Annotated in this window: 16 protein-coding genes and 2 pseudogenes; 8 read left to right on the top strand and 10 right to left on the bottom strand. The window is 69.1% G+C overall.

The annotated features are described in order from the left end of the window. Positions 1-391: 391 nt before the first annotated feature. From O7543_RS25815 to O7543_RS25805, 3 genes are all read right to left on the bottom strand, one after another. Complete coding sequence (locus tag O7543_RS25815) at positions 392-2,602, bottom strand: hypothetical protein (RefSeq protein ID WP_281551494.1); 2,211 nt, start codon at positions 2,600-2,602, stop codon at positions 392-394. Next, positions 2,599-2,862, bottom strand: a complete 264-nt coding sequence (locus tag O7543_RS25810; protein ID WP_281555697.1) for a DivIVA domain-containing protein — start codon at positions 2,860-2,862, stop codon at positions 2,599-2,601. The genes O7543_RS25815 and O7543_RS25810 overlap by 4 nt, the downstream gene beginning before the upstream one ends. Before the next feature lie 303 nt (positions 2,863-3,165). Next, a complete protein-coding gene (locus O7543_RS25805; RefSeq protein WP_281551495.1) occupies positions 3,166-3,375 on the bottom strand; it encodes a hypothetical protein in 210 nt (69 codons plus the stop codon). 116 nt (positions 3,376-3,491) lie between these two features. Here O7543_RS25805 and O7543_RS25800 point away from each other — a divergent pair, with 116 nt between their 5' ends. Together O7543_RS25800 and O7543_RS25795 are read left to right on the top strand one after the other, a co-directional pair. Beyond that, positions 3,492-3,680 carry a hypothetical protein gene (locus O7543_RS25800; RefSeq protein WP_281551496.1) on the top strand — a complete coding sequence of 63 codons (189 nt, stop codon included), beginning with the start codon at positions 3,492-3,494 and terminating at the stop codon, positions 3,678-3,680. A gap of 149 nt (positions 3,681-3,829) precedes the next feature. Continuing rightward, on the top strand, positions 3,830-5,191 hold the full coding sequence (locus O7543_RS25795) for a hypothetical protein (protein WP_281551497.1): 1,362 nt from the start codon (positions 3,830-3,832) through the stop codon (positions 5,189-5,191). Positions 5,192-5,212: 21 nt separating this feature from the next. On the opposite strand, the gene O7543_RS25790 is transcribed toward O7543_RS25795, so the two are convergent. The 3 genes from O7543_RS25790 to O7543_RS25780 form a co-directional block, all read right to left on the bottom strand. Continuing rightward, complete coding sequence (locus O7543_RS25790) at positions 5,213-5,404, bottom strand: NUDIX domain-containing protein (protein WP_281551498.1); 192 nt, start codon at positions 5,402-5,404, stop codon at positions 5,213-5,215. Between the two features lie 589 nt (positions 5,405-5,993). Next, positions 5,994-6,650, bottom strand: coding sequence for a hypothetical protein (locus O7543_RS25785; RefSeq protein WP_281551499.1), 657 nt, complete (start codon positions 6,648-6,650; stop codon positions 5,994-5,996). A gap of 1,151 nt (positions 6,651-7,801) precedes the next feature. After that, positions 7,802-8,818, bottom strand: coding sequence for an aldehyde reductase (locus tag O7543_RS25780; RefSeq protein WP_281551500.1), 1,017 nt, complete (start codon positions 8,816-8,818; stop codon positions 7,802-7,804). A 638-nt stretch (positions 8,819-9,456) separates the two neighbouring features. On the opposite strand from O7543_RS25780, the gene O7543_RS25775 reads away from it, so the two are divergent. Next, a complete protein-coding gene (locus tag O7543_RS25775) occupies positions 9,457-11,217 on the top strand; it encodes a S8 family serine peptidase (RefSeq protein WP_281551501.1) in 1,761 nt (586 codons plus the stop codon). A gap of 15 nt (positions 11,218-11,232) precedes the next feature. Here the strand turns inward: O7543_RS25775 and O7543_RS25770 are convergent, their stop codons facing one another. Then, on the bottom strand, positions 11,233-12,267 hold the full coding sequence (locus O7543_RS25770) for a TerC family protein (protein WP_281551502.1): 1,035 nt from the start codon (positions 12,265-12,267) through the stop codon (positions 11,233-11,235). A gap of 355 nt (positions 12,268-12,622) precedes the next feature. Between O7543_RS25770 and O7543_RS25765 the strand changes: the two genes are divergently transcribed. The 4 genes and pseudogenes from O7543_RS25765 to O7543_RS25750 form a co-directional block, all read left to right on the top strand. Continuing rightward, positions 12,623-12,985, top strand: a complete 363-nt coding sequence (locus O7543_RS25765; RefSeq protein ID WP_281551503.1) for a helix-turn-helix domain-containing protein — start codon at positions 12,623-12,625, stop codon at positions 12,983-12,985. A 367-nt stretch (positions 12,986-13,352) separates the two neighbouring features. Beyond that, positions 13,353-14,424: pseudogene (locus tag O7543_RS25760) on the top strand (IS110 family transposase). Between the two features lie 85 nt (positions 14,425-14,509). Then, positions 14,510-15,781 (top strand): histidine kinase, encoded by a 1,272-nt coding sequence (locus O7543_RS25755; RefSeq protein ID WP_281551504.1) that lies wholly within the window; start codon positions 14,510-14,512, stop codon positions 15,779-15,781. Positions 15,782-15,828: 47 nt separating this feature from the next. After that, positions 15,829-16,158: pseudogene (locus O7543_RS25750) on the top strand (response regulator transcription factor); the annotation flags it as partial. 119 nt (positions 16,159-16,277) lie between these two features. Here O7543_RS25750 and O7543_RS25745 read toward each other — a convergent pair. Then, positions 16,278-16,694 (bottom strand): RidA family protein, encoded by a 417-nt coding sequence (locus tag O7543_RS25745; protein ID WP_281567278.1) that lies wholly within the window; start codon positions 16,692-16,694, stop codon positions 16,278-16,280. An 88-nt stretch (positions 16,695-16,782) separates the two neighbouring features. On the opposite strand from O7543_RS25745, the gene O7543_RS25740 reads away from it, so the two are divergent. Continuing rightward, positions 16,783-17,211 (top strand): helix-turn-helix domain-containing protein, encoded by a 429-nt coding sequence (locus O7543_RS25740; protein ID WP_281551506.1) that lies wholly within the window; start codon positions 16,783-16,785, stop codon positions 17,209-17,211. Positions 17,212-17,331: 120 nt separating this feature from the next. Here the strand turns inward: O7543_RS25740 and O7543_RS25735 are convergent, their stop codons facing one another. After that, positions 17,332-17,730 (bottom strand): hypothetical protein, encoded by a 399-nt coding sequence (locus O7543_RS25735; RefSeq protein ID WP_281551507.1) that lies wholly within the window; start codon positions 17,728-17,730, stop codon positions 17,332-17,334. Positions 17,731-18,135: 405 nt separating this feature from the next. Continuing rightward, on the bottom strand, positions 18,136-18,879 hold the full coding sequence (locus O7543_RS25730; RefSeq protein ID WP_281551508.1) for a cellulase family glycosylhydrolase: 744 nt from the start codon (positions 18,877-18,879) through the stop codon (positions 18,136-18,138). Between the last annotated feature and the right edge of the window lie 328 nt (positions 18,880-19,207).

The following is a 19,207-nucleotide window of genomic DNA, read 5'->3' as shown; positions in this document are numbered from 1 at the left end:
GGCCAGCGGTTAAATTACTCGGCGCGGTGTCCACACATGTCAACACCCTTCGATCACCGTTGATCACTGGCCATCAGCGACGATCTCAAGCACTCGAGGCCTGGCCTCAGGGAACACAGGAAGACCGCCACATAGGAGCACACACGGTAAAGCCAAGGTGACAACAATCACATGTTGCAACCGTCCAATGGCTTGATGTTGCTTGCCGCCGCCGCGCCGATCATCACGATCCTGTGCGATGCCGGAAAGAACAGCCCGAGCAGTACGTATGCCAGGTCAGCGATCGGTCGTACCGTTATCCCATGGTCCACGCAGGACGTTACCTCCACATGAGCAATGCTCTCGGAGCGCCAAGGCACCAGGACCTCGGGGCGCGGGCCACCGCAGGTCGTCAGGTCGCGGGTGGGCGCAGACGCAGGGCGGCGACGGCGGCTGGCAGGTCGGCGGCGGTGGCGACCCGGCGGGTGGTCTCGGGACCTTCACGTACGTGCACCTCACAGTGGGACGCGGCGAGCGAGACGATCACCGTCTCGCCGGCGTAGTACCCCGCGAGCAACGACAGCAACGGCACCAGGTCGGCAGGCGTCACCCAGTCGCCGGGGTCGCCGTCGGCTGCCGGCGTCGGCACATCCTGCGGTACGCATTGCGGCACGTTCTGCGGTACGGCGATCGCGGTCGACGGATCGACCGGCACCGCCGAGCGGGTGGCGCCGCACACGTACTCGACGGCCTGGGCGAGCGCGTGCCCAAGGGTGGGCCGGTGCGGGTAGGCCCGCAGGCCGATCGCGGCACCGGGCGCGGCGAGGTACGCACCCCACGACACCCCCTGCATGCGGTACGGCGTACCGGCGTCGTTGCGGTGGTCGGCGACGGTGACGATCAGCGCCAGCCCCAGCCCGTACGCCAACGCGAGCACCCGCGCCAGCGGTGGCGCGTCCGGCTCGGCGGCGTGCAGCAGCACCCGGCCGCCGGGGTGCCCGTTGGCGACGTTCGCCAGGTACGCGGTCAGCAGGTCCTGCCCAGGGTGGTCGAGGGTGACGTGGCCGTACCACAGCTCCTGCACCAGCAGGACCTCGTACTCGTCGAGCGGCGCGAGCTGGTCCGGGCCGATCGGCTGGCCGCGTACCGTCAGGTCGCCGACGTGGAACGGGAGCCGGAACTGCGGCGGCACCTGGTGGATGGGTTTGCCGCCCGGCTGGCTGCCGATCTGCGGCACCACGGCGGTGGCTTCGTCAGGCAGTGCCCAGTTGAGGTGGCGGGCCCAGTGCTGCCCGTCGGTGACGGTGACGACGGCACCGTGCCGGATGCGCAGCGTGTCGCCGCAGCTGAAGCAGCGGCTGAGGCCGGCGGCGTACCGGCCGCTGCGCCCGGCACCGCCGCAGTAGCGGCACTCCGGGTCGGCGGCGGGCGCGCCGACGGTGCAGACGCAGCGGCGCAACCCCTGCTCCGGTACGCAGTACGGGCAGGGTTCGGACGGGATCGCCGGCCCCTGCCAGCTGGGCGGCGGCGGCTGCCACGAGCGGGCGAGCTTGTCGACCGTACGCCGGGAGATCTGGCCGGTGGTGCGTTCGGTGAGTTCCTCGACGACAGCGACCACCCGCAGGCTGGTGTGCCACCAGCGGCCGTCGCGCCAGATGGCCTGCGCGCCAGGGGTGGCCTCACCCGTGCCGACTGAGGTGCAGTCGGCGATCATGCGGCGTTCGAGCTGGTCCAGGTCGAGTTTCGGCGGCCCGATCGGCGGGCCGGGTCGGCCGGGGCACAGGTAGTGGGCGGGTACGTCGACACCACGGTCGCCGATCCCGGTGGCGAGGCGGGTCGCGTCGGCGGCGACGATCGCCGCGTCGAGGCTGTCGGAGCTGCCGACACCGCTGGCGAACGCGTCGCCGACGCCGGTGTCGGGCAGTTCGAGGCGCAGCTGCCAGCCGTAGCGGTCGTCGCCGTACGGATCGGGCCGGGTTTCGACGACCAGGTCGAGGCAGAGCAGTTCGGCGAGGGCGCAGAGTCGGCCGAGGTGGCGGGCCGGGTCGGGGCGGTCCGGCGGGGCGGTACGGCCCAGCCAGAGCTGCCACGGGTGGTACGTGTAGTTGGCGATCGCCGCCGCTTCCAGGGCGTGCCGCCGTGCCTGCGGCAGGTCGGGTCGCCAGTCGCGGGGCAGCACCAGCCCGCCGACGAGAAGTTCCCGCTCGGGTGCAGCCGGGTCGTAGAGGTGGTCGGCGCCGACCCGGTCGGCCAGTTCGGTGACGACGGCGTCGAGGTCGAGCCACCAGCGGCCGGCGCGGTGCACCGGGTCGAGCGCGCCGGGCACGATGTTGACGGAGGCGACGGCGGCGGTGTCGGCGTTGGCGACGGTGTAGACGAGTTGGGCGCGGCGGCGGCCGAGCCCGGCGCAGCGGTCGCAGGTCACGCAGTTCGTGCCGGTGCCGAGACAGACCTGACAGTCGCGGTACGCCGTACCGCCCGGGTTGCCGGCGGTCAACTGGTCGTCGTCGACGATGAGATGGTCGCCGTACCAGGTGCAGCTGCACCGGTGGGAGGTGACGCCACCGCCGTCGCAGGTGGTGCAGTCGACGACGGTGACGCCAGGGTTGTCGGGCTCGGTCACCGGACGGCGGCCTGGTTGATCGTGGCCTGGTTCATCGCGGCCTGGGTGGACTGCCAGCGGCGCAGCGCGTCCTTGATCCGGTTGTTCTGCTCCCAGGTGCGGTCGAGTTCGGCGTAGAGGACACCGAGGTCGTAGGCGACGCGGTCGAGGAACGCGCCGACTTCGACCGGGTCGAGGCCGCGGGCCGTGACGCCGACCGGGCGGAACCGTTGGTTGCGCACCTGCCAGGGCCGGATCGGCCGGTACGCCGCCGAGCGCATGTTGGTGCCGGGCACCCGGTGCACGCCGGGGTCGCCGCCGGCCGGCCAGCGGCTGGGCGGGGTGGACGCCATCCGCCGGCGTCCCCAGCGGACCCGCATCCGTTGCCAGATCCTTCGCATCATCAGTGCTCCTCCCCTGTGTGGTGCGGTGATTGCTTTGGTGGTGTGCGTGGTGGATGGGGGTGGCCCTGCCCCTTGCCGACTCGGGCGGGGCCACCCCCGCCCCGATCACCGCAGCCCTCCTTGGCGGTACGGCGACCGGGGCAGACCTTGGTTCCGCCGCGTGAGCTGCGGAAATCCGGATCAGGCGCAGTCGCCGAGGTCAGCGGGCGCGCTGCCCGGCCCGGTCGCCCTCGGGGCAGCGGTGCGGGGCCGGACGTCGGCGTCACCGCGCCGGGCGTCGGGCATGAGCACCGGCGGCGGTACGTCGACCGGCACCTGCCGAGGGCCGGTTCCCGGGTCGTCCCAGTCCGACCCACACGACCGCCACCGGTCGTCATCCATCTGCGTCACGGTTAACTCCCCTCCTCCGAAGATGTGCGCGACTGAGAATCACCCATCCCCCTTACGGGTGTCAAGTGCATCAAGTTGACGGGGCTGCTAGTCGTCACCTCCGTACGTTCATTGACATGCGGTTGGCCGGGATGTCCGAGATCCAGCAGATGCTCGGTGGCGTCTCCCGCCAGCGGGCATCCGAGATCGTCAACCGTCCGTCGTTCCCCGCACCGCTGGATGTCCTCGCCACGGGCCGCATCTGGTCCCGCGACGCGGTCGCCGAGTGGATCCGCATCCACCGACCCACCCAACGCGAGGACTGAGATCCCCTCATCACGTCAGAGACAACTGGACGACCGCCCTCGCCGGCACCATGTGAACACCCGTGCGAAATTCGAGCCTTCGTGTGGCCATATGCAGCGTCAATGCCTGACCGGTACCGTCCAAGGTAGTCACTTGGGAGGGGTGCTCCGTGAACGGATCCAACGATGCTCTGGCCTCGCTCATCACCGAGGCGGGCTTCTCGTGGGCCGGGCTGGCCCGGCGGGTCAACGGCCTCGGGGCGGACGAAGGGCTTGCCCTGCGCTACGACTACACGGCGGTGCACCGTTGGGTAAAGCGCGGCGAACGTCCGCGACCGCCGGTGCCGACGCTGCTGGCACGGGCGCTCAGTGAACGTCTGCGTCGCCGGATCACCCCGGCAGACTTCGGCATGACCGACGAGGAAACCCTTGCCGCTCGCGGCCTGCAGTACGCCGACCATCCGCGTACCACAGTCGACACGATCATCGACCTCGGCAAGGCTGACGTCGCGCGCCGCAACATCGTCAAAGCCCCATTCGTACTCGCCGCGCTCGGGGCACCGAGCCGGGACTGGCTGCTCGCCACCCTCGACGAAACATCGACGGAGCGCGGCCCCCGGCAGATCGGGATGCGGCAGGTGGCCGGCATCCGGGAGATGTTCGCCCTCTTCCAGGAGCTGGACGTGATGCGCGGCGGCGGCCACGCCCGTACCGCCCTCGTCGAGTACATGCAGAGCTACGTCCTACCGCTGCTCAAGCGGGAGCACGAGCCGGACGTGCAGCAGGCGCTCTACGAGGCAGCCGCCGAGCAGTCGTACCTCGTCGGGTGGATGGCCTACGACGACGGCGAACATGGCCTCGCCCAGCGCTACCTCATCCAGGCGCTCCGGCTCGCCCAGGCCGCTAACCACTCCGCGCTCGGCGCGCACGTCCTCGCCGGCATGTCCGACCAGGCCAACCTGCTCGGTCACCCCCGCGAAGCACTCATGCTCGCCCGCGCCGGCCGCCGCGGACTCGCCGACGGCGACTCCCCCGCCTGCCTCGCCGACCTGCACATCCTCGAAGCCCGCGCCCTCGCGGCACTCGGCGAATCGGCACCGGCAGCAGCTGCCGTGGCCAAGGCCGAACAGACCTTCGCCCGCGTCGACCACGACGACGAACCCGTCTGGGCCAGATTCATCGACACCCCATACCTGTACGGCGAAGCCGCCCACTGCTTCCGCGACCTCGGGCAACCCGACGAAACCGTGCGCTTTGCCACCGAGTCCGCCGAAGGTGCCCGCCGGCAGGGCCGCGCCCGACGTGCCGCCCTCAGCCACGCCGCCCTGGCCACCACCGACCTCGACCGGTCGGACGTCGAAGCCGCCGCCAACCGCGCCGCTCATGTCGTCGAGTTGGCCGCCTCCGTCAACTCGTCCCGCACCATCGGAACCGTCAAAGACCTGCAACACCGCATGAAGCCGTACGCCACCCTCCCCGAGGTACGCCACTTCACCACCCGCGCCACCGAACTCCTCGGCCTAGCCGCCTGACGAAAGCGCATGTCGCAGCCCTCAGCGGTTCAGCCACCAGGCAGGCCGAAGGCCAACACGTGCAGCAGGCCGACGATCGAGCCGGAGCCCAGGATCTCGTTCCGGTCGAGAAGCCCTCGGCCGCCAGCCGGTCTCCTCTTCGACCTCGCGTGCCACGGCCGTCTCCGGGCTCTCGCCCTCGTCGACGATCCCACCGGGAAGCTCCAGCCCCACTGGTCCGACACGAAGCGGTGCCGCCACAGCATCAGCACCTGATCGTGATCATTGACGACGACGCCAATGGCGGCGCGGAACAGCCGTACGACATGGTGCTCGAACCGCTCGCCGCCGGGAGGACTGGACGTCAACCAGGTCGAGGCTAATCCAGGGCCGGCGCTCGTACACGGCCCGTCGTCCAAACACGTGCCAGCGATGGGCGTCGGCCTGCTCAGGACTGCGGTCGCCGCCAGTCCGGCCCAGCAACGGCCGTTCGTCACCCGTCGCCTTACCCATGCCGGCCAGACTATCCATACAGCCCGAGAGAAGTGCAGCCCTCTCAGCCACACCGCCCGGGCTGCCGCCGACTCGACCGCCCGGCTCGGGTTCCTCCGAGGAATCCCATGGCGCTTCCGGAGACCTGATGCCACAGGTGCATCTTGATGCGCCTGTGGCATCAGACTCAACCAGTACCCCAGCCCAAAGGGGCGACATTGCGCACACGGGATAGAGGCGCACCTCGCCGGCCCACCCCGGAGACTAATGACAGCCGCGTCCCGCGAACCCATGATGACGATCGATGCCAGCACAGGAGTATCGTCGCCCTCTACTGCAGAGCCCTGACTTCATCTCCATCGCGCCACCGATTCTTGGAATCCGGACTTTCTTTGGGATCCGACCCGTCGCGCGAATCATTGACAACCTCACTGACCCGCTTGTCGAGAAGTCTGGTGACCGAGTATTGGGCGCCCCCGAAAGCGGCGCTCCAGCCAAGGATCTGTGCCCCTGTGTCGAGCTGCGTCAGCCCAGGAACGAACTCTCCCCGAACAAATACTATCCCGATGAGAGCGCATAGTGCACCAACCGGCAGTTTGAGAACAGTCGAGGCGAGCGACAGATCGTAGGGCACCGCCGACTCGCGAATTTTGGCTAGCATTGCAATGCCCACAAGAACGGCACCCATGAAACCGTACACCAGAACCAAAAGAACGTCGATACGGTCCGGCTCAGTCTGTGGATCGTCCGCTGGGACTTGACGCTCGGGGCCCTGTCCCGTCGTCGCCCTGTCATGCGGACAGACCAGATCGTCCGGGTAGCCGAAGCAGAGACTGAGCGTTTCCGGGGCACAGGCACCCCAAATGGCAAGCACGACAACGGTGGCCGTAGTCAACATTGTCGCGGACCACATTGCATTCCTCAGCCTCCGGATACGTGAGTAATACTTGTTCATCGCCAGATGCACGCCGACCAGGACGGCCTTCATGGCGCACCGGAGCTCCTCCGGTTGGCTTCCCCCTACCAGCCACCGCCCACATCGAGAGGATTGCCGCCGTAGCTCGACGACACGACAGTCGTCCGCCTTCAGACGACCTTTGGCCAACTCCAGGACGGACGGCAGCCAGCCCTGTAGATCCTTCGTATCGAGCATCTCCAGGATCAACAACTCGGCGGCCTGGATACTGAGCCATGCACACTCCATGGTTCCCTTGAGAATTCCGCGACGCCTGGCCGCACTCCGGGCCTTTCTGAGAGACTCGTATACGCTATGGAGTGACGCTCGCCTCATGTCGGCACAGTCCCTGACACGGATAAGTGCGGCCATGCTTTCGAGATAGTCAGCGCGCGCTAGAACGTTCTGACGCCATGTGGCACCAAAGAGGAATCCACGCAGCGGTGGCCCCTCCGCCACTCTCGGCGGTTGGGGACACTCCCGCCTTCTCGCCCTCGATGCCATGATGCGACGGTATGCGCTCAGGAGGTATGTCCGGACGGCGTTCTCCAAACCCTGTGACGCATGCGCCCGATGGTGTCCCTGGAGTCTCTCTCCCTTAGCCCTTGGCTCTTCTGGGAGGCGGAAAACGGCTGCCAAGAGAACCGGTAGTGGCTTATGGTGCGGATGATGTAATCAGCTTCCACTGTGACACGACGGCGAATGCTGGCTCTCGGCACGATAGCCGTAGTCATCGTGGTCACCCTGACCGGGTGGCGGTGGTGGCGCCTGCGGTCGCCGTACGGGCCGGAGGTGTTGAACGCGACCGCGACGCTGCGGCTGGTCGACCAGGCGACTGCGGACGCCACCTTCAACGGTCAGCAGCTGGTGATTCCCACCGACGGCGCCCGGGTCTTCCTCGGCCAGGTGAGCTGGACGCCCCCATCACAGCCGAAATCCGGCGCGATGCTCATCATCGCGGCGCTCGACAAACGGACTCGCACCCTGCCCGGCTTCATCTCCACCACGTCGAATCGACCGGACCGGGTCGGATCAGGCCCTCCGGCGATGTCCTCCTCGTCTCGTCGGGCGACGCCACGCCGGTCACGTACTCCTTCGTCCTGCACCCGGCACATCCGCAGACCCGCCGGAGTTCGCGATCGCGTCCGCTCCCGCCGCCGTCGACGATCTGATGGTCGCCCTGATCAGCGTCGGATCAGGCTGTTCGCCATGTCGATGACGGCTTCCTCAGCCGGCCGAGGCTGCCAGCCCAGCATCCGACGAGCCTTCTCGCTCGACGCCTCGCGTACCGCACCGAGCTCAGGCAGCACGAACGCGATCCGCGGGCTGAACCTGGCGGCGAGACGCACCGCCCAGTCCGGCAGTACCCGCGTCGAGACCCGGTCAGCCCCGTCATCGAGCCGGGTACGCAGCAACACCGCGATGTCCTGCATCGACATGGTGCCGGCGCTGGCCAGGAACCGCTCGCCGGCCGCCGCCGGATCGGTCATCGCCCGTACGTGCAGGTCCGCGACGTCCCGTACGTCGACCACACCGATGTGGATCCGGGCCAGGACGGGCTGGCGGCCGGTCAGCATCCGGTCGATCTGATCTGACCACAGGGACTTGTCCGGTCCGAGGGCCGGACCGAAGATTCCGACCGGATTCACCACCGCCAGCTCCATGCCTTGGCCGTCCTTACGCACGAAGTCCCAGGCGGCGCGTTCGGCGAGCAGCTTCGACTTCGCGTACGCGGAGACCTGGCCCTGTTCCGGATCGGTCCAGTCCTGTTCGGTGAACAGCCGCTTGTCTGCCGGGTGGCCGTACTTCACCGTCACGATCGACGACGTCAGCACCGTACGTTTGACCCCGGCCGTACGTGCCGCGCCCAGCACCCGCAGCACCCCGTCGCGTGCCGGCCCGATGAGTTCGTTCTCGTCGCGGGGCTCGGCCAGCGGCACCGGAGAGGCGATGTGGAGTACGTAGTCGCATCCGGCCACCGCCTCGGCCCAGCCGTCGTCGGTAGTGAGGTCGGCCACGGCGAAGCTGAGCGCGTCACCCGGTTCCGTTCCCCCCGCCTGCAGCATCGTGCGTAGGTCGGCGGCACGACCCGCCGAACGCACCGTGGTACGCACCCGGTACCCCTGCAGCAGCAGCCGTACGACACAGTGCGCCCCGACGAAGCCGGAGCCTCCTGTCACCAGCACCTGCTCGCCACTCATTGCCGACTCCCGACACCACTCGCGCTGTGGACGGGCATGGCGCCCCGCCCCGGACTGCGCCGAAGGTACCGGTGACACCTATGTCTGCGACCGGGCTGGGCCGATGTTCTCGGGCTTGCGACAGCACCGGTGGTCGCGGGATCGACGGATCACCTATCCTGCTGAGCTGCTGGTGCCCGCAGCCGGCGGCCCACCCCGCTCTCGCCGACAACCCCGGCGGCCCCGTGGCCCGGCAGTCCCGAGAGGGTTGCACGACCGGTGAAGATCGACCCGCGCGCCGTTTGGCAACGTGAGAGCAATCACGTGGGCAGTCGCTTTTTTCGATCCTGTGAACAGCCCCTGGCCACCCCGCCTTCTTAACATAGTTCATTCACGTTTCAAGAAGTCTTGGCATTGGCGAACGCCGACACCCGTGCTCTCATTGCAGCAGACGGGGCTCGAGCACTCAGTCCGGCCACAGCGCCCGGTGATCCCGGCAGCTGACAAGCTGGGCAAGCCGTCGATTCACCGGTAGTCCATGCGTCACCGCGCCCAGGAGGCCAGTTTCTCCTATGTCCAGACTGCACCGATACCGTCGCCAGGCATTCGCGACAGCCGCAACTTCCGCACTTCTGGTAGTTTTCGCCGCCACCCCTGCGATGGCACAACCGACGACTTCTCTCGCTCCCCTGCTGCCTGCCGAGAATGGTACGCCAAATGGTGGCTACATTGTCGTTCTCAAGGACCAGCCGCTCAAGGGCGGCGCGGCCAACGACCCTGTGGTGGTCGCCGAGCGGGTTGGTGGCCGGGAGGTCCACCCGTACACGACGGTGCTGAACGGATTCTCCGCGAAACTCGACGCCGACGCCCTCGAGGCGGTGCGCGCCAACCCGAACGTCGAGTACGTCCAGGCCGACGCGGTGATCCAGGCCGTCGAGCCCGTGGTGACCGGCGGTGGCGCGACCACCCAGCCCAACCCCCCGTCATGGGGTCTGGACCGCGTCGACCAGCGGAACCTCCCGCTCGACCAGGAGTTCAGCTACGACACCGACGGCACCGGGACCACCGTGTTCGTCCTGGACAGCGGGATCCGTACCACGCACGACGATTTCGGCACCCGGGCGCAGTGGGCCTACGACGCGGTCAACGACGGCAACAGTCCGGGCGACTGCCACGGCCACGGCACGCACGTCTCCGGCACCATCGGCGGCACGACGTACGGCGTCGCCAAGGACGTGCAGATCCGCGACGTGCGGGTGTTGGACTGCTTCAACTTCGGCACCGACGCGGACCTGATCGAGGGCATCGACTGGGTGGCGACGAACGCACCGCCGCGCTCGGTGGCGAATCTCAGCCTGCAGAACTACGGCAGCGTGGTGAACACGGCCGCCCAGAACATGATCGACGCCGGGGTGCTGGCGGTGTTCGCGGCGGGCAACAACAACAGCGACGCCTGCAACAACAACCCTCGGTCAGCGGACGGCATCGTGGTGGGCGCGACCACCATCACCGACGGCCGGTGGTCCAGCTCCAACTACGGCTCCTGCATCGACGTCTTCGCTCCGGGCAACAACATCACCTCGGCCGGCAACAGCGGCGACAGCGCGGTCGCCTCCAACTGGTCGGGCACCTCGATGGCCGCTCCGCACGTGACCGGCTGGGTGGCCCGTTATCTGGAGGCCAACCCGAGCGCGACGATGGCCCAGGCCAAGGCGGCGCTGCTGGGCGCCGCGACCAGCAACGTGCTGACCGGCATCGGCACCGGGTCGCCGAACCTGCTGCTGTACGCCGACCCGGGTAGCACTGTGACCGACACCGTCGCGCCGTCGACCCCGGGCACGCCGGTGGCGTCGGGCGTGACCGCGACCTCGGCCACGCTCACCTGGACCGCGTCGACCGACAACGTCGGGGTGGTCGGCTACGAGATCGAGCGGGCCACCGGCGGCGGTGGGTTCGCGTCGGCCGGCACCTCGGCGACGAACTCGTTCGCGGCGACCGGGCTGACCCCGGGGACCAGCTACCAGTTCCGGGTACGGGCTGAGGACGCCGCAGGCAACCTGTCGTCGTTCTCGTCGGCGGTCACCGTCAACACCCCGACGGGGGCGGGCACCTGCCAGGTCTCCTACGCGATCAACAGCGGTGGCTCCACGTTCACCAGCAACATCGTCATCACGAACACCGGCACCAGCACGATCAACGGCTGGACTCTGGCCTTCACCCTGCCCAGCGGGCACTCGTTCGGCAGCGGGTGGTCCGCCACCTACGGTACGAGCGGCCAGGACGTCACCGCGACCTCGTTGACGTGGAACTCGACGCTGCTGCCGCAGGGCACGGCGAGCATCGGGTTCAACGGCACCGGTTCCGGGACCGCGGAGCCGACCGCGTTCACCCTGAACGGGACGCCCTGCACCGTCGTCTGACGACGGGCCGGACCATCACCTGACAACTGAACGGTCAGGTTGATCAGCTGGTTCAGCGGGTCGGGCACCGGAGGCACCGGTGTCCGGCCCGCTGACGCCGTCGCCACCACCGCCACCGCCGCCGATGGCGTCGCCGGTTCCGCTGGTGCTGCGCAGGCTCCAGATGATCGACACCGCGATGGTGACGACGATGACCCCGAGGGTGACCGGGATGGGCAGCTTGCCGACCGGGGTCTCGGAGAGGATGAGCTTGACGCCGGCGAAGGCGAGCAGCACCGCCAGGCCGTAGTGCAGGTGCACGAAGCGGCGCAGCAGGCCGGCGAGGCAGAAGTAGAGGCTGCGGAGCCCGAGGATGGCGAAGGCGTTCGCCGTCCAGACGATGAACGTACTGGTGCTGATGGCCAGGATCGCGGCGATCGAGTCGATGGCGAAGATCAGGTCGGTGGCCTCGACCGCGATGAGGACGACGAACAGCAGGGTCGCGACGCGCTTGCCGTCGACCCGGGTGAAGAACTTCTCGCCGTGGTACGCCGGGTCGGTGGGGATGGCGCGGCGGACCAGGCGGACCACCGGGTTGCGGTCCGGTGGGGTCTGCTCGTCGTGCCGGAAGGCCATCTTGTAGCCGGTGTAGATGAGGAACGCGCCGAACAGGTACGCGGTCCAGAAGAATGCCTCCAGCAGTTCGGCGCCGACGAAGATGAACACCAGCCGGAACACGAGGGCACCGATGACGCCCCAGAACAGCACCTTGTGCTGGTACGCGGCCGGGACCGCGAAGTAGCTGAATACCAGCGCGAAGACGAACACGTTGTCGATGGACAGCGCCTTCTCGATTAGGTAGCCGGCGTAGTAGGTGCCGGCGACCTCGCCGCCCTGCCAGGCCCACAGCAGTACGCCGAACAGCAGGCCGGCGGCGATCCAGACGCCGGACCAGATGGCTGCTTCACGGAAGCCGATGACGTGGTTGTCACGGTGCAGGAACAGGTCGACGGCCAGCATCGCGGCGACCGCGAGCATCAGCGCGGCCCAGACCCACCAGGAAACGGTCAACGGACAGACCCTTCGCCCGGCCGACCCGTGGTCAGGGCCGGCGCTACTGGACGAAGGTCTCCCCGGGCCACCGGGTGGCGGCTGCGTCGCCGGGGCGCGGCAGATCCGGGCCCGTGCTGACGACGACGCGGTGGTACTCGGGTACTCCCCCTCGAACTACGTACCAGTATTCGCGAAGCGCGATTCGCGTGTCAAGCTCCGGGCAGCCAACCGGCACGGCTGGCGGATCGCCGGACCTGCGATCCGGCTTTCCCGTACTGTCCTACGTACATTGCGTCCGAAGGCTGTTGCCTTCGAAGAAGTGCGACGGCGAGGGACGCGCGATGAGCGAAGGGGACGGCGGGTCAGCATGTCGGTGCCAGCCTCAGCCGATCCCGGCGCACAGCCAGCCGCCCGGAGCTGGACCTTCCTCACGAACCATGCGCACGTGCTGCTGGCCGTCGCCCGGGACCCGACGGTACGGCTGCGCGACGTAGCCGCATCCGTCGGGATCACCGAACGCGCGGCCCAGAGCATCGTGGCCGACCTGGAAGCCGCCGGCTACCTGCGCCGTACCCGGGTCGGCCGCCGTAACCAGTACACCGTCGACCCGACCGGGCACTTCCGACACCCCGCCGAAGCCAACCGGCAGGTCGGTGACCTGCTCGACCTGTTTACCCGGCAATCAGACCGACCCGGGCCGGAGCAGGCACGGCCCGATCCGCCTACCGGAGGCTGATCCGACTTCCTACCAAGGTCGTAGGTCGAGTGTGACCCTACGCCAGATGGCGCTGGCAGCACCCTGGTTTTGTTGGCCCTCGCCGGTACGGGATGGTTCGCTGTCGATTTCATGCTGCTCGCGCCGGACATCTCCTACTGACAGAGATGATGTTCATGAGCACCTCCCGTCGAGGTCTGACCCGCCTACTGACTGACTTCGGGTCCTTAACGGGATTTGTCGGCCTCGGTCGGGAGGTGCTCATGCACTCACCGGACGTGGCGTTGTGACCTAATAGGAGCCTGGCCAGAGGCCCCATCTCTGTCTTGTCCGCGTTGCCCGGCTGGTGCGTGCCGCCCTGCCCCCAGTCACGAACGACAGGACGACGATGCCCTCTATTACACCTGATAACGCCGCGGTCGAGGTCGTCGGTGGAGTCGATACCCACCAGGACACTCACACGGCCGCTGTGATCGACCTGGTCGGACGGGTTCTTGGCACCCAGCAGTTCCCGGCCACGACGGCCGGCTACACCGCCCTGCTGACCTGGATGCGCGGGTTCGGCCGTCTGCTGCGGGTCGGGGTCGAAGGCACCGGCGCCTACGGGGCCGGACTCGCTCGCAGACTCCGCGACGAGCAGGTTGAGCTGGTCGAGGTCGACCGCCCTGACCGTAAAACCCGCCGCTTCCAGGGCAAGTCCGACCCGATCGACGCCATCCAAGCGGCCAAGGCCGCCCTGGCCGGCGAACGTACCGGCACCCCCAAGCAGCGCGACGGCCGCGTCGAAGCCCTGCGCAACCTGCGGGTGGCCCGCCGCAGCGCCCGTCGACCAGCGCGCCGACACCCAACGCCAGATCAAGGCACTGATCGTTACCGCCCCCGACCAGCTACGCGCCCAACTGCGCGGCCTGGCCGTCAAGCAGCTGATCGCCACCTGCGCCAGCCTGCAGCTCGACCCGGCCGACGCCGCAGCTCCGGCCACCGCAGCCACGATCGCCCTGCGCTCGCTCGCCCGCCGCCACCAGCAACTGTCCGCCGAGATCACCGAACTCGACGAACTACTCGAACCGCTCGTCGCCGCCATCAACCCTGGCCTGCTCGCCGCCCACGGCGTCGGCCCCGACGTCGCCGGTCAGCTGCTCGTCACCGCCGGCGAGAACCACGACCGGCTCACCTCCGAGGCCGGGTTCGCCATGCTCTGCGGTGTCGCCCCGATCCCCGCCTCGTCCGGCAGGACCAACCGCCACCGACTCAACCGCGGCGGCGACCGACAGGCCAACGCCGCCCTCTACCGCGTCGTACTCGTGCGGCTGCGCTGGGATCCGCGCACCCGCGCCTACGCCGAGCAGCGCATCAAGGAAGGCCTGTCCAAGAAAGAGATCATCCGCTGCCTCAAGCGCTACGTCGCGCGCGAGCTTTACCAGCTCATCACCTCAAAAGATCTTGAACTAGCAGCTTGACATCTATAGGAGCATCCGGTGCGAGCTGCCCGTCCCGAGGCCGGCCGGACTGCCCGTCGCGGCCCGCCCCGACCTGGAACAGAGGATGCTGCACACGATGTACGACCACATCGAGGACCGGCCGTTCGTCCGTGACTGTCTACTCGCGACCGGCGTCGCCGCGCTGACGTTCACGATGCTGGCGGCAGTGTTCTGGGTGGTGACGCCGCCGAGCGAGTTCGCGCTCACCGCGGCGCGGGAGTGGCTGCTGGTCTGTCTCGCCGTCGGGCAGGCGCTGCTGCTGTGCCTGCGCCGGGTCCACCCGCTGCTCTGCCTCGCCGCCGTCGTCGGCGTCCAGGTCGTAATGATCGCGTCGTCTCCACCGGACGCGACGATCCGGGGATTCGCACCGTTTGTCGTGGCGTACACCATCGCGGGTCTGCCGCCGGCCCGGCGGTCGTTCGCGCTGCTCGGCGCGGCGGTGGCGGTCGAGGTGGCGGTCGAGGTGGCGGCGGCGGTCGGCGCCGCCGCGGTGAGCACGCCGGGCCTGTTGCTGCCGGCGGTCGGCCCGGCCGGGTCAAGCGTGCTGTCCTACCTCGGCGGCGCGTTCGTCGGCAGCTACGTCGCCACCCGCGGACGCTACGTGCGGTTGCTCCGTCAGCAGGCCGCCGAGTCGGTTCGGACCCAGCAGGCGAAGGTACGGGCGGCGATCGGTGTGGAACGCACCCAGATGGCTCGGGAGCTGCACGACGTCGCCGCGCATCACCTGTCCGGCATGGTGGTGCAGGCGGCGGCGGTGCAGCAGTTGATCGACCGGGATCCGGCCGCAGCGAAGGAGGGGGTGGCCTGGATCCGGACGCAGGGCAAGGCGACGTTGGACAATCTGCGGTTGGTTGTCGGGGTACTGCGTGCCGGCCCGGCGGACCCGGCCGACGGCGCCGGTCCGGGACGGGACGGCGAGGGCGCCGTTCCGGTGCCCGGACTGGCCGTGCTCGACGAACTTGTCCGCACCGCCCGGGGCCTGGGTACGCCGGTCGAGTTCAGCGTCAACGGGCCGCCCCGGCCGGTGTCGCCGATCGCCGACGTCGCGCTCTACCGCACGGTGCAGGAGGCGCTGTCCAACGCCCGGCAGCACGCGCCGGGCGCGCCGGTCCAGGTCACGCTGCATTGCCTGTCGCGTGAGGTGTCGCTGGCGGTGGTTAATGCCCCGCCGGCCCGACACCCGGAGCCTGCGGTACGGATCAGCAGCGGTGTCGGGCTGGTCGGCATGCGGGAGCGGGCCCAGCTGATCGGTGCCCGGCTCGCGGCCGGGCCGACCACCGACGGCGGCTGGTCGGTCGCGGTGATGCTGACGGACAACGGAGGTGAGCGGTCGTGACCAGGGCGGAAGCCGGGGCTGATGCCGGTGCCGGGACGATCCGGGTGATGCTGGTGGACGATCAGGCGGTGGTACGGGCCGGTTTCCGGGTGCTGCTGGAGCAGGTCGCCGACATCGAGGTGGTGGCGGAGGCGTCGAGCGGGTCGTCGGCGGTCACCACCGCCCGGCGGCTGCGTCCCGACGTGGTCTGCATGGACGTACGGATGCCCGGCGGCGACGGGCTCACCGCGACCCGGCAGATCCTCGCCGACGCGGCCGGGTCGCCGCCAGCGGTCTTGGTGGTGACCACGTTCGACCTCGACGAGTACGTCTTCGGCGCGCTCGAAGCCGGGGCCAGCGGATTCATCCTCAAGGACTGCGAGCCCGAGGACCTGATCGACGCGATCCGCCGGCTGGCGGCCGGCTACGGTCTGGTCGACCAGACGGTGACCCGCCGGGTAATCGCCGAGTTCGCCCGGCGACGTCCGGCGGCACCGCCTGAGTCGGCAGCCGCGCATCAGTCCAGGACCGCGTCGGCCTCGATTTCGACCCGCACGTCGGGGGCGTACAGCACCTCGACGCCGATCAGCGACGACGGTGGGAACGGCTGCGGGATCGCAAGCTCGTCGGCGACCCGCGCGACGCCGGCCATCAGGTCGTCCATCTGCTCCGGGGTCCAGTCGGTGACGTAGAACCGCAGCCGGACCACGTCCGCGAAGCTCGCGCCGGCACCGGCGAGACCGCGCGCGGTGTTGCGCAACGCCTGCGCCACCTGGTCGGCGAGCTCGTCGGCGTCGCCGACCGGCTTGCCGTCGGCGTCGCGCCCGACCTGGCCGGCGACGTGCACCTGGCGACTGCCGGTGGCGATCGACACGTGGTGGTACGGGACGGGCTGGGCCATCCCCTCCGGGGACAGCAGCTGCACGGTGGTCATTGCGGGTTTCCCTTCGTCGAACACGGATGTCATCAGGTATCAGATGTCTACCTGGTATCCGAAGGGAACTTCAACGATACTAGGTGTCATGCCGGAAACCACCCTCGCGGAAGCCGACTCCCCGATCAGCGTTGACGCCCAGCTCAGTGCCGACTCCCCGCTCAGCAGGGACCAGCGGGAGCTGCTCGACCAGGTGCTGGACAAGTGGTCGTTGCGGGTGCTCGAGACGCTGTGCGGGCGGCCGCTGCGGTTCAACGAGCTCCGCCGGGAGATCCCGGCGGTCACCCAGAAGTCGCTGACCGCCACGCTGCGCCGGCTCGAACGCAACGGCATGGTCGAACGGGTCGTCACCGGCACCCGCCCGCTCGCCGTCGAGTACCGTATCGCCCCGCTGGGCAAGACCCTGCAGGACCTCGTCGACGCCCTCTTCGGCTGGACCGCCGCCAACTACGCCGAGGTTGAACGCGCCCGCCGCCGCTTCGACGATGAGGTGACGCAGGCAAGCGTGAAGCCGTGACCGGCCGCGCCCCGCCGCCCGATGTCGAGGGTGAGCGCCTGCCACGAATTGACGACCGGACTGTTCGCCCTGCCCACCTGCGGCATCGTAGGACCTACCGGCAGGCACCGACGTACAAGATCACAGCGATTGCATCGCGAGGCGGTACGGGTCGCCGGCGTACAGGCGGTGCTGCGGGCCAACGTCTCGGAGATCTTCGTCCACCTGTCCCGACGCGAGCAGCGGCTGGTCGACGCGATGCTGGCCCAGGTCGACCGGGTGGAGCGCGACGAGACCGACCCGGACCGGCTCGAACAGCTCTACCAACTTGACCACCTCGCCGCCCGGATGGCACGGATCAACCAGAGCCTGCTGGTGCTCGGTGGTTCCGGTACTTCCCGGGTACGGCGGGAAGCGGTGCCGCTGGACAACGTGATCCAGGCCACGCTCTCCCAGATCGAGCGCTACACCCGGGTACGGATCGGCACGGTCGACCGGGAGCTGTCCGTCGCCGGCGCGGCCGTCGACGAGGTGGCGCACCTGCTCGCCGAACTGCTGGACAACGCGACGAGGTACTCGCCGCCGGAGACCGAGGTGATGGTCAGCCCTCACCGGACATGCCCGGCCGTCGCTGGTCGGCGGTCGGCCGATCGTACCGGCGGCCTTCGGCGGCGACCGGCCGGTGATCAACGCCGGCCGGGCCACGGTGAATGCGCCTGCGCCGCTGTTCCGCCCGCGCACCCGCACCCGAGTCGGCACCGGCACCGCCGCCCGCGCCGTCACCCCCACCCCGCCGGTGCCGGCAGTGGCATCCGCCTCGGCGTCCGTACCCGCCCCCACGCGGCCGGTGTCCGCCCCACCGACGGCCGCGACAGTGGCCGTGGCGGGAACGGCGGTGGCCGAGGCCCGGCGTTCGGTCAACGGCTGGGCCGCCTGGAACGCCACCTACCCCGGCCGGACCCCCACCTCGATCGTGATGGCGTCATACGACGCGGCGGTCGTCGGCGGCGTACCGCCGAAGATGCTGGCCTCCTGGGAGGTGGAGCTGATGCCGTCCGGTCCGTTGAAGATCCGCTCACCCCAGGTGGTCATCTGGTTCGGGTCGAAGTTGAGCACCATGTCGAGGATCGGGTCGGTGTCGCCGCTCCACGACCAGCCGAGGTAGCCGAGGCCACGGGCCTGCGCCTCAGCCAGGATCGTGTCTTGGTCCACCTCTCCGGAGTTGAACTGCCAGCCGAACTCGCCGATCACCAGCGGCCACCCGTTGGCCTCGAAGTCGTCAAGGTAGCTCACGATCGACGAGGCGTTGCTGTAGACCGCGTACATGTGGATCGACGGCACGGTATTGCCGTGGCTGTCCGCGTCCAGCACCGTCTGGGCGTCCGCCCGCATGACGTTCTGCCAGTCCTGGCCCCAGTTCGGCGCGTCGACCATCAGCAGGTGATCGAAGCCGTTGGCCCGCATCCGCCCGATGGCGTCGACCGTGGCGGCGGTCCACTGGCCGGCGTCGACGTTGCCGATCGGCTCGTTGCCGATGTTGATGACGACGTAGTTCTCCTCGCCGACCAGCGCGCTCTTCTGGCTGATCCAGTAGTCGACGGCCTGGTCGAGCGAGGCGGCGGCACTTCTTCGCCGTACCCGGTGGTGTCGTGCACCTCGAGCACGCGGATCATCCGGTTCCGCTTGCACAGATCGATCACGTCGGCGACGCCGTTGGACGGACCCCAGCGCTGGCCGCTGCCCAGCACCACCCGTACGGTGTTGGCACCGAGCGCCTTGATGTCGGCGAACGAGTCGGCTCGCCGGTGTACCAGACGTGCGGGTGGTTGACCCCGCGCATGACCTACCTCAGGTTGAGCCCGGGAAGTCCCGGGGCGAGGTGCGCCTGCCCGAGCGCACGGACCCGGAGCGGGGGCGTGCGCGGCGCGCTGTTGCAACGTTTGTGAACCGGGGGTACGAGGACCGGCTCGGCGCTCTACGGTGTGCCGACAAGCTACGTCCGCACCCCGGCCGGAGG

Source organism: Solwaraspora sp. WMMA2080 (genome assembly GCF_027497395.1).
Taxonomy (GTDB): Bacteria; Actinomycetota; Actinomycetes; order Mycobacteriales; family Micromonosporaceae; genus Micromonospora_E.
Note: the sequence above shows the minus strand (reverse complement) of the source record. Positions and strands in the feature narration are given on the sequence as shown.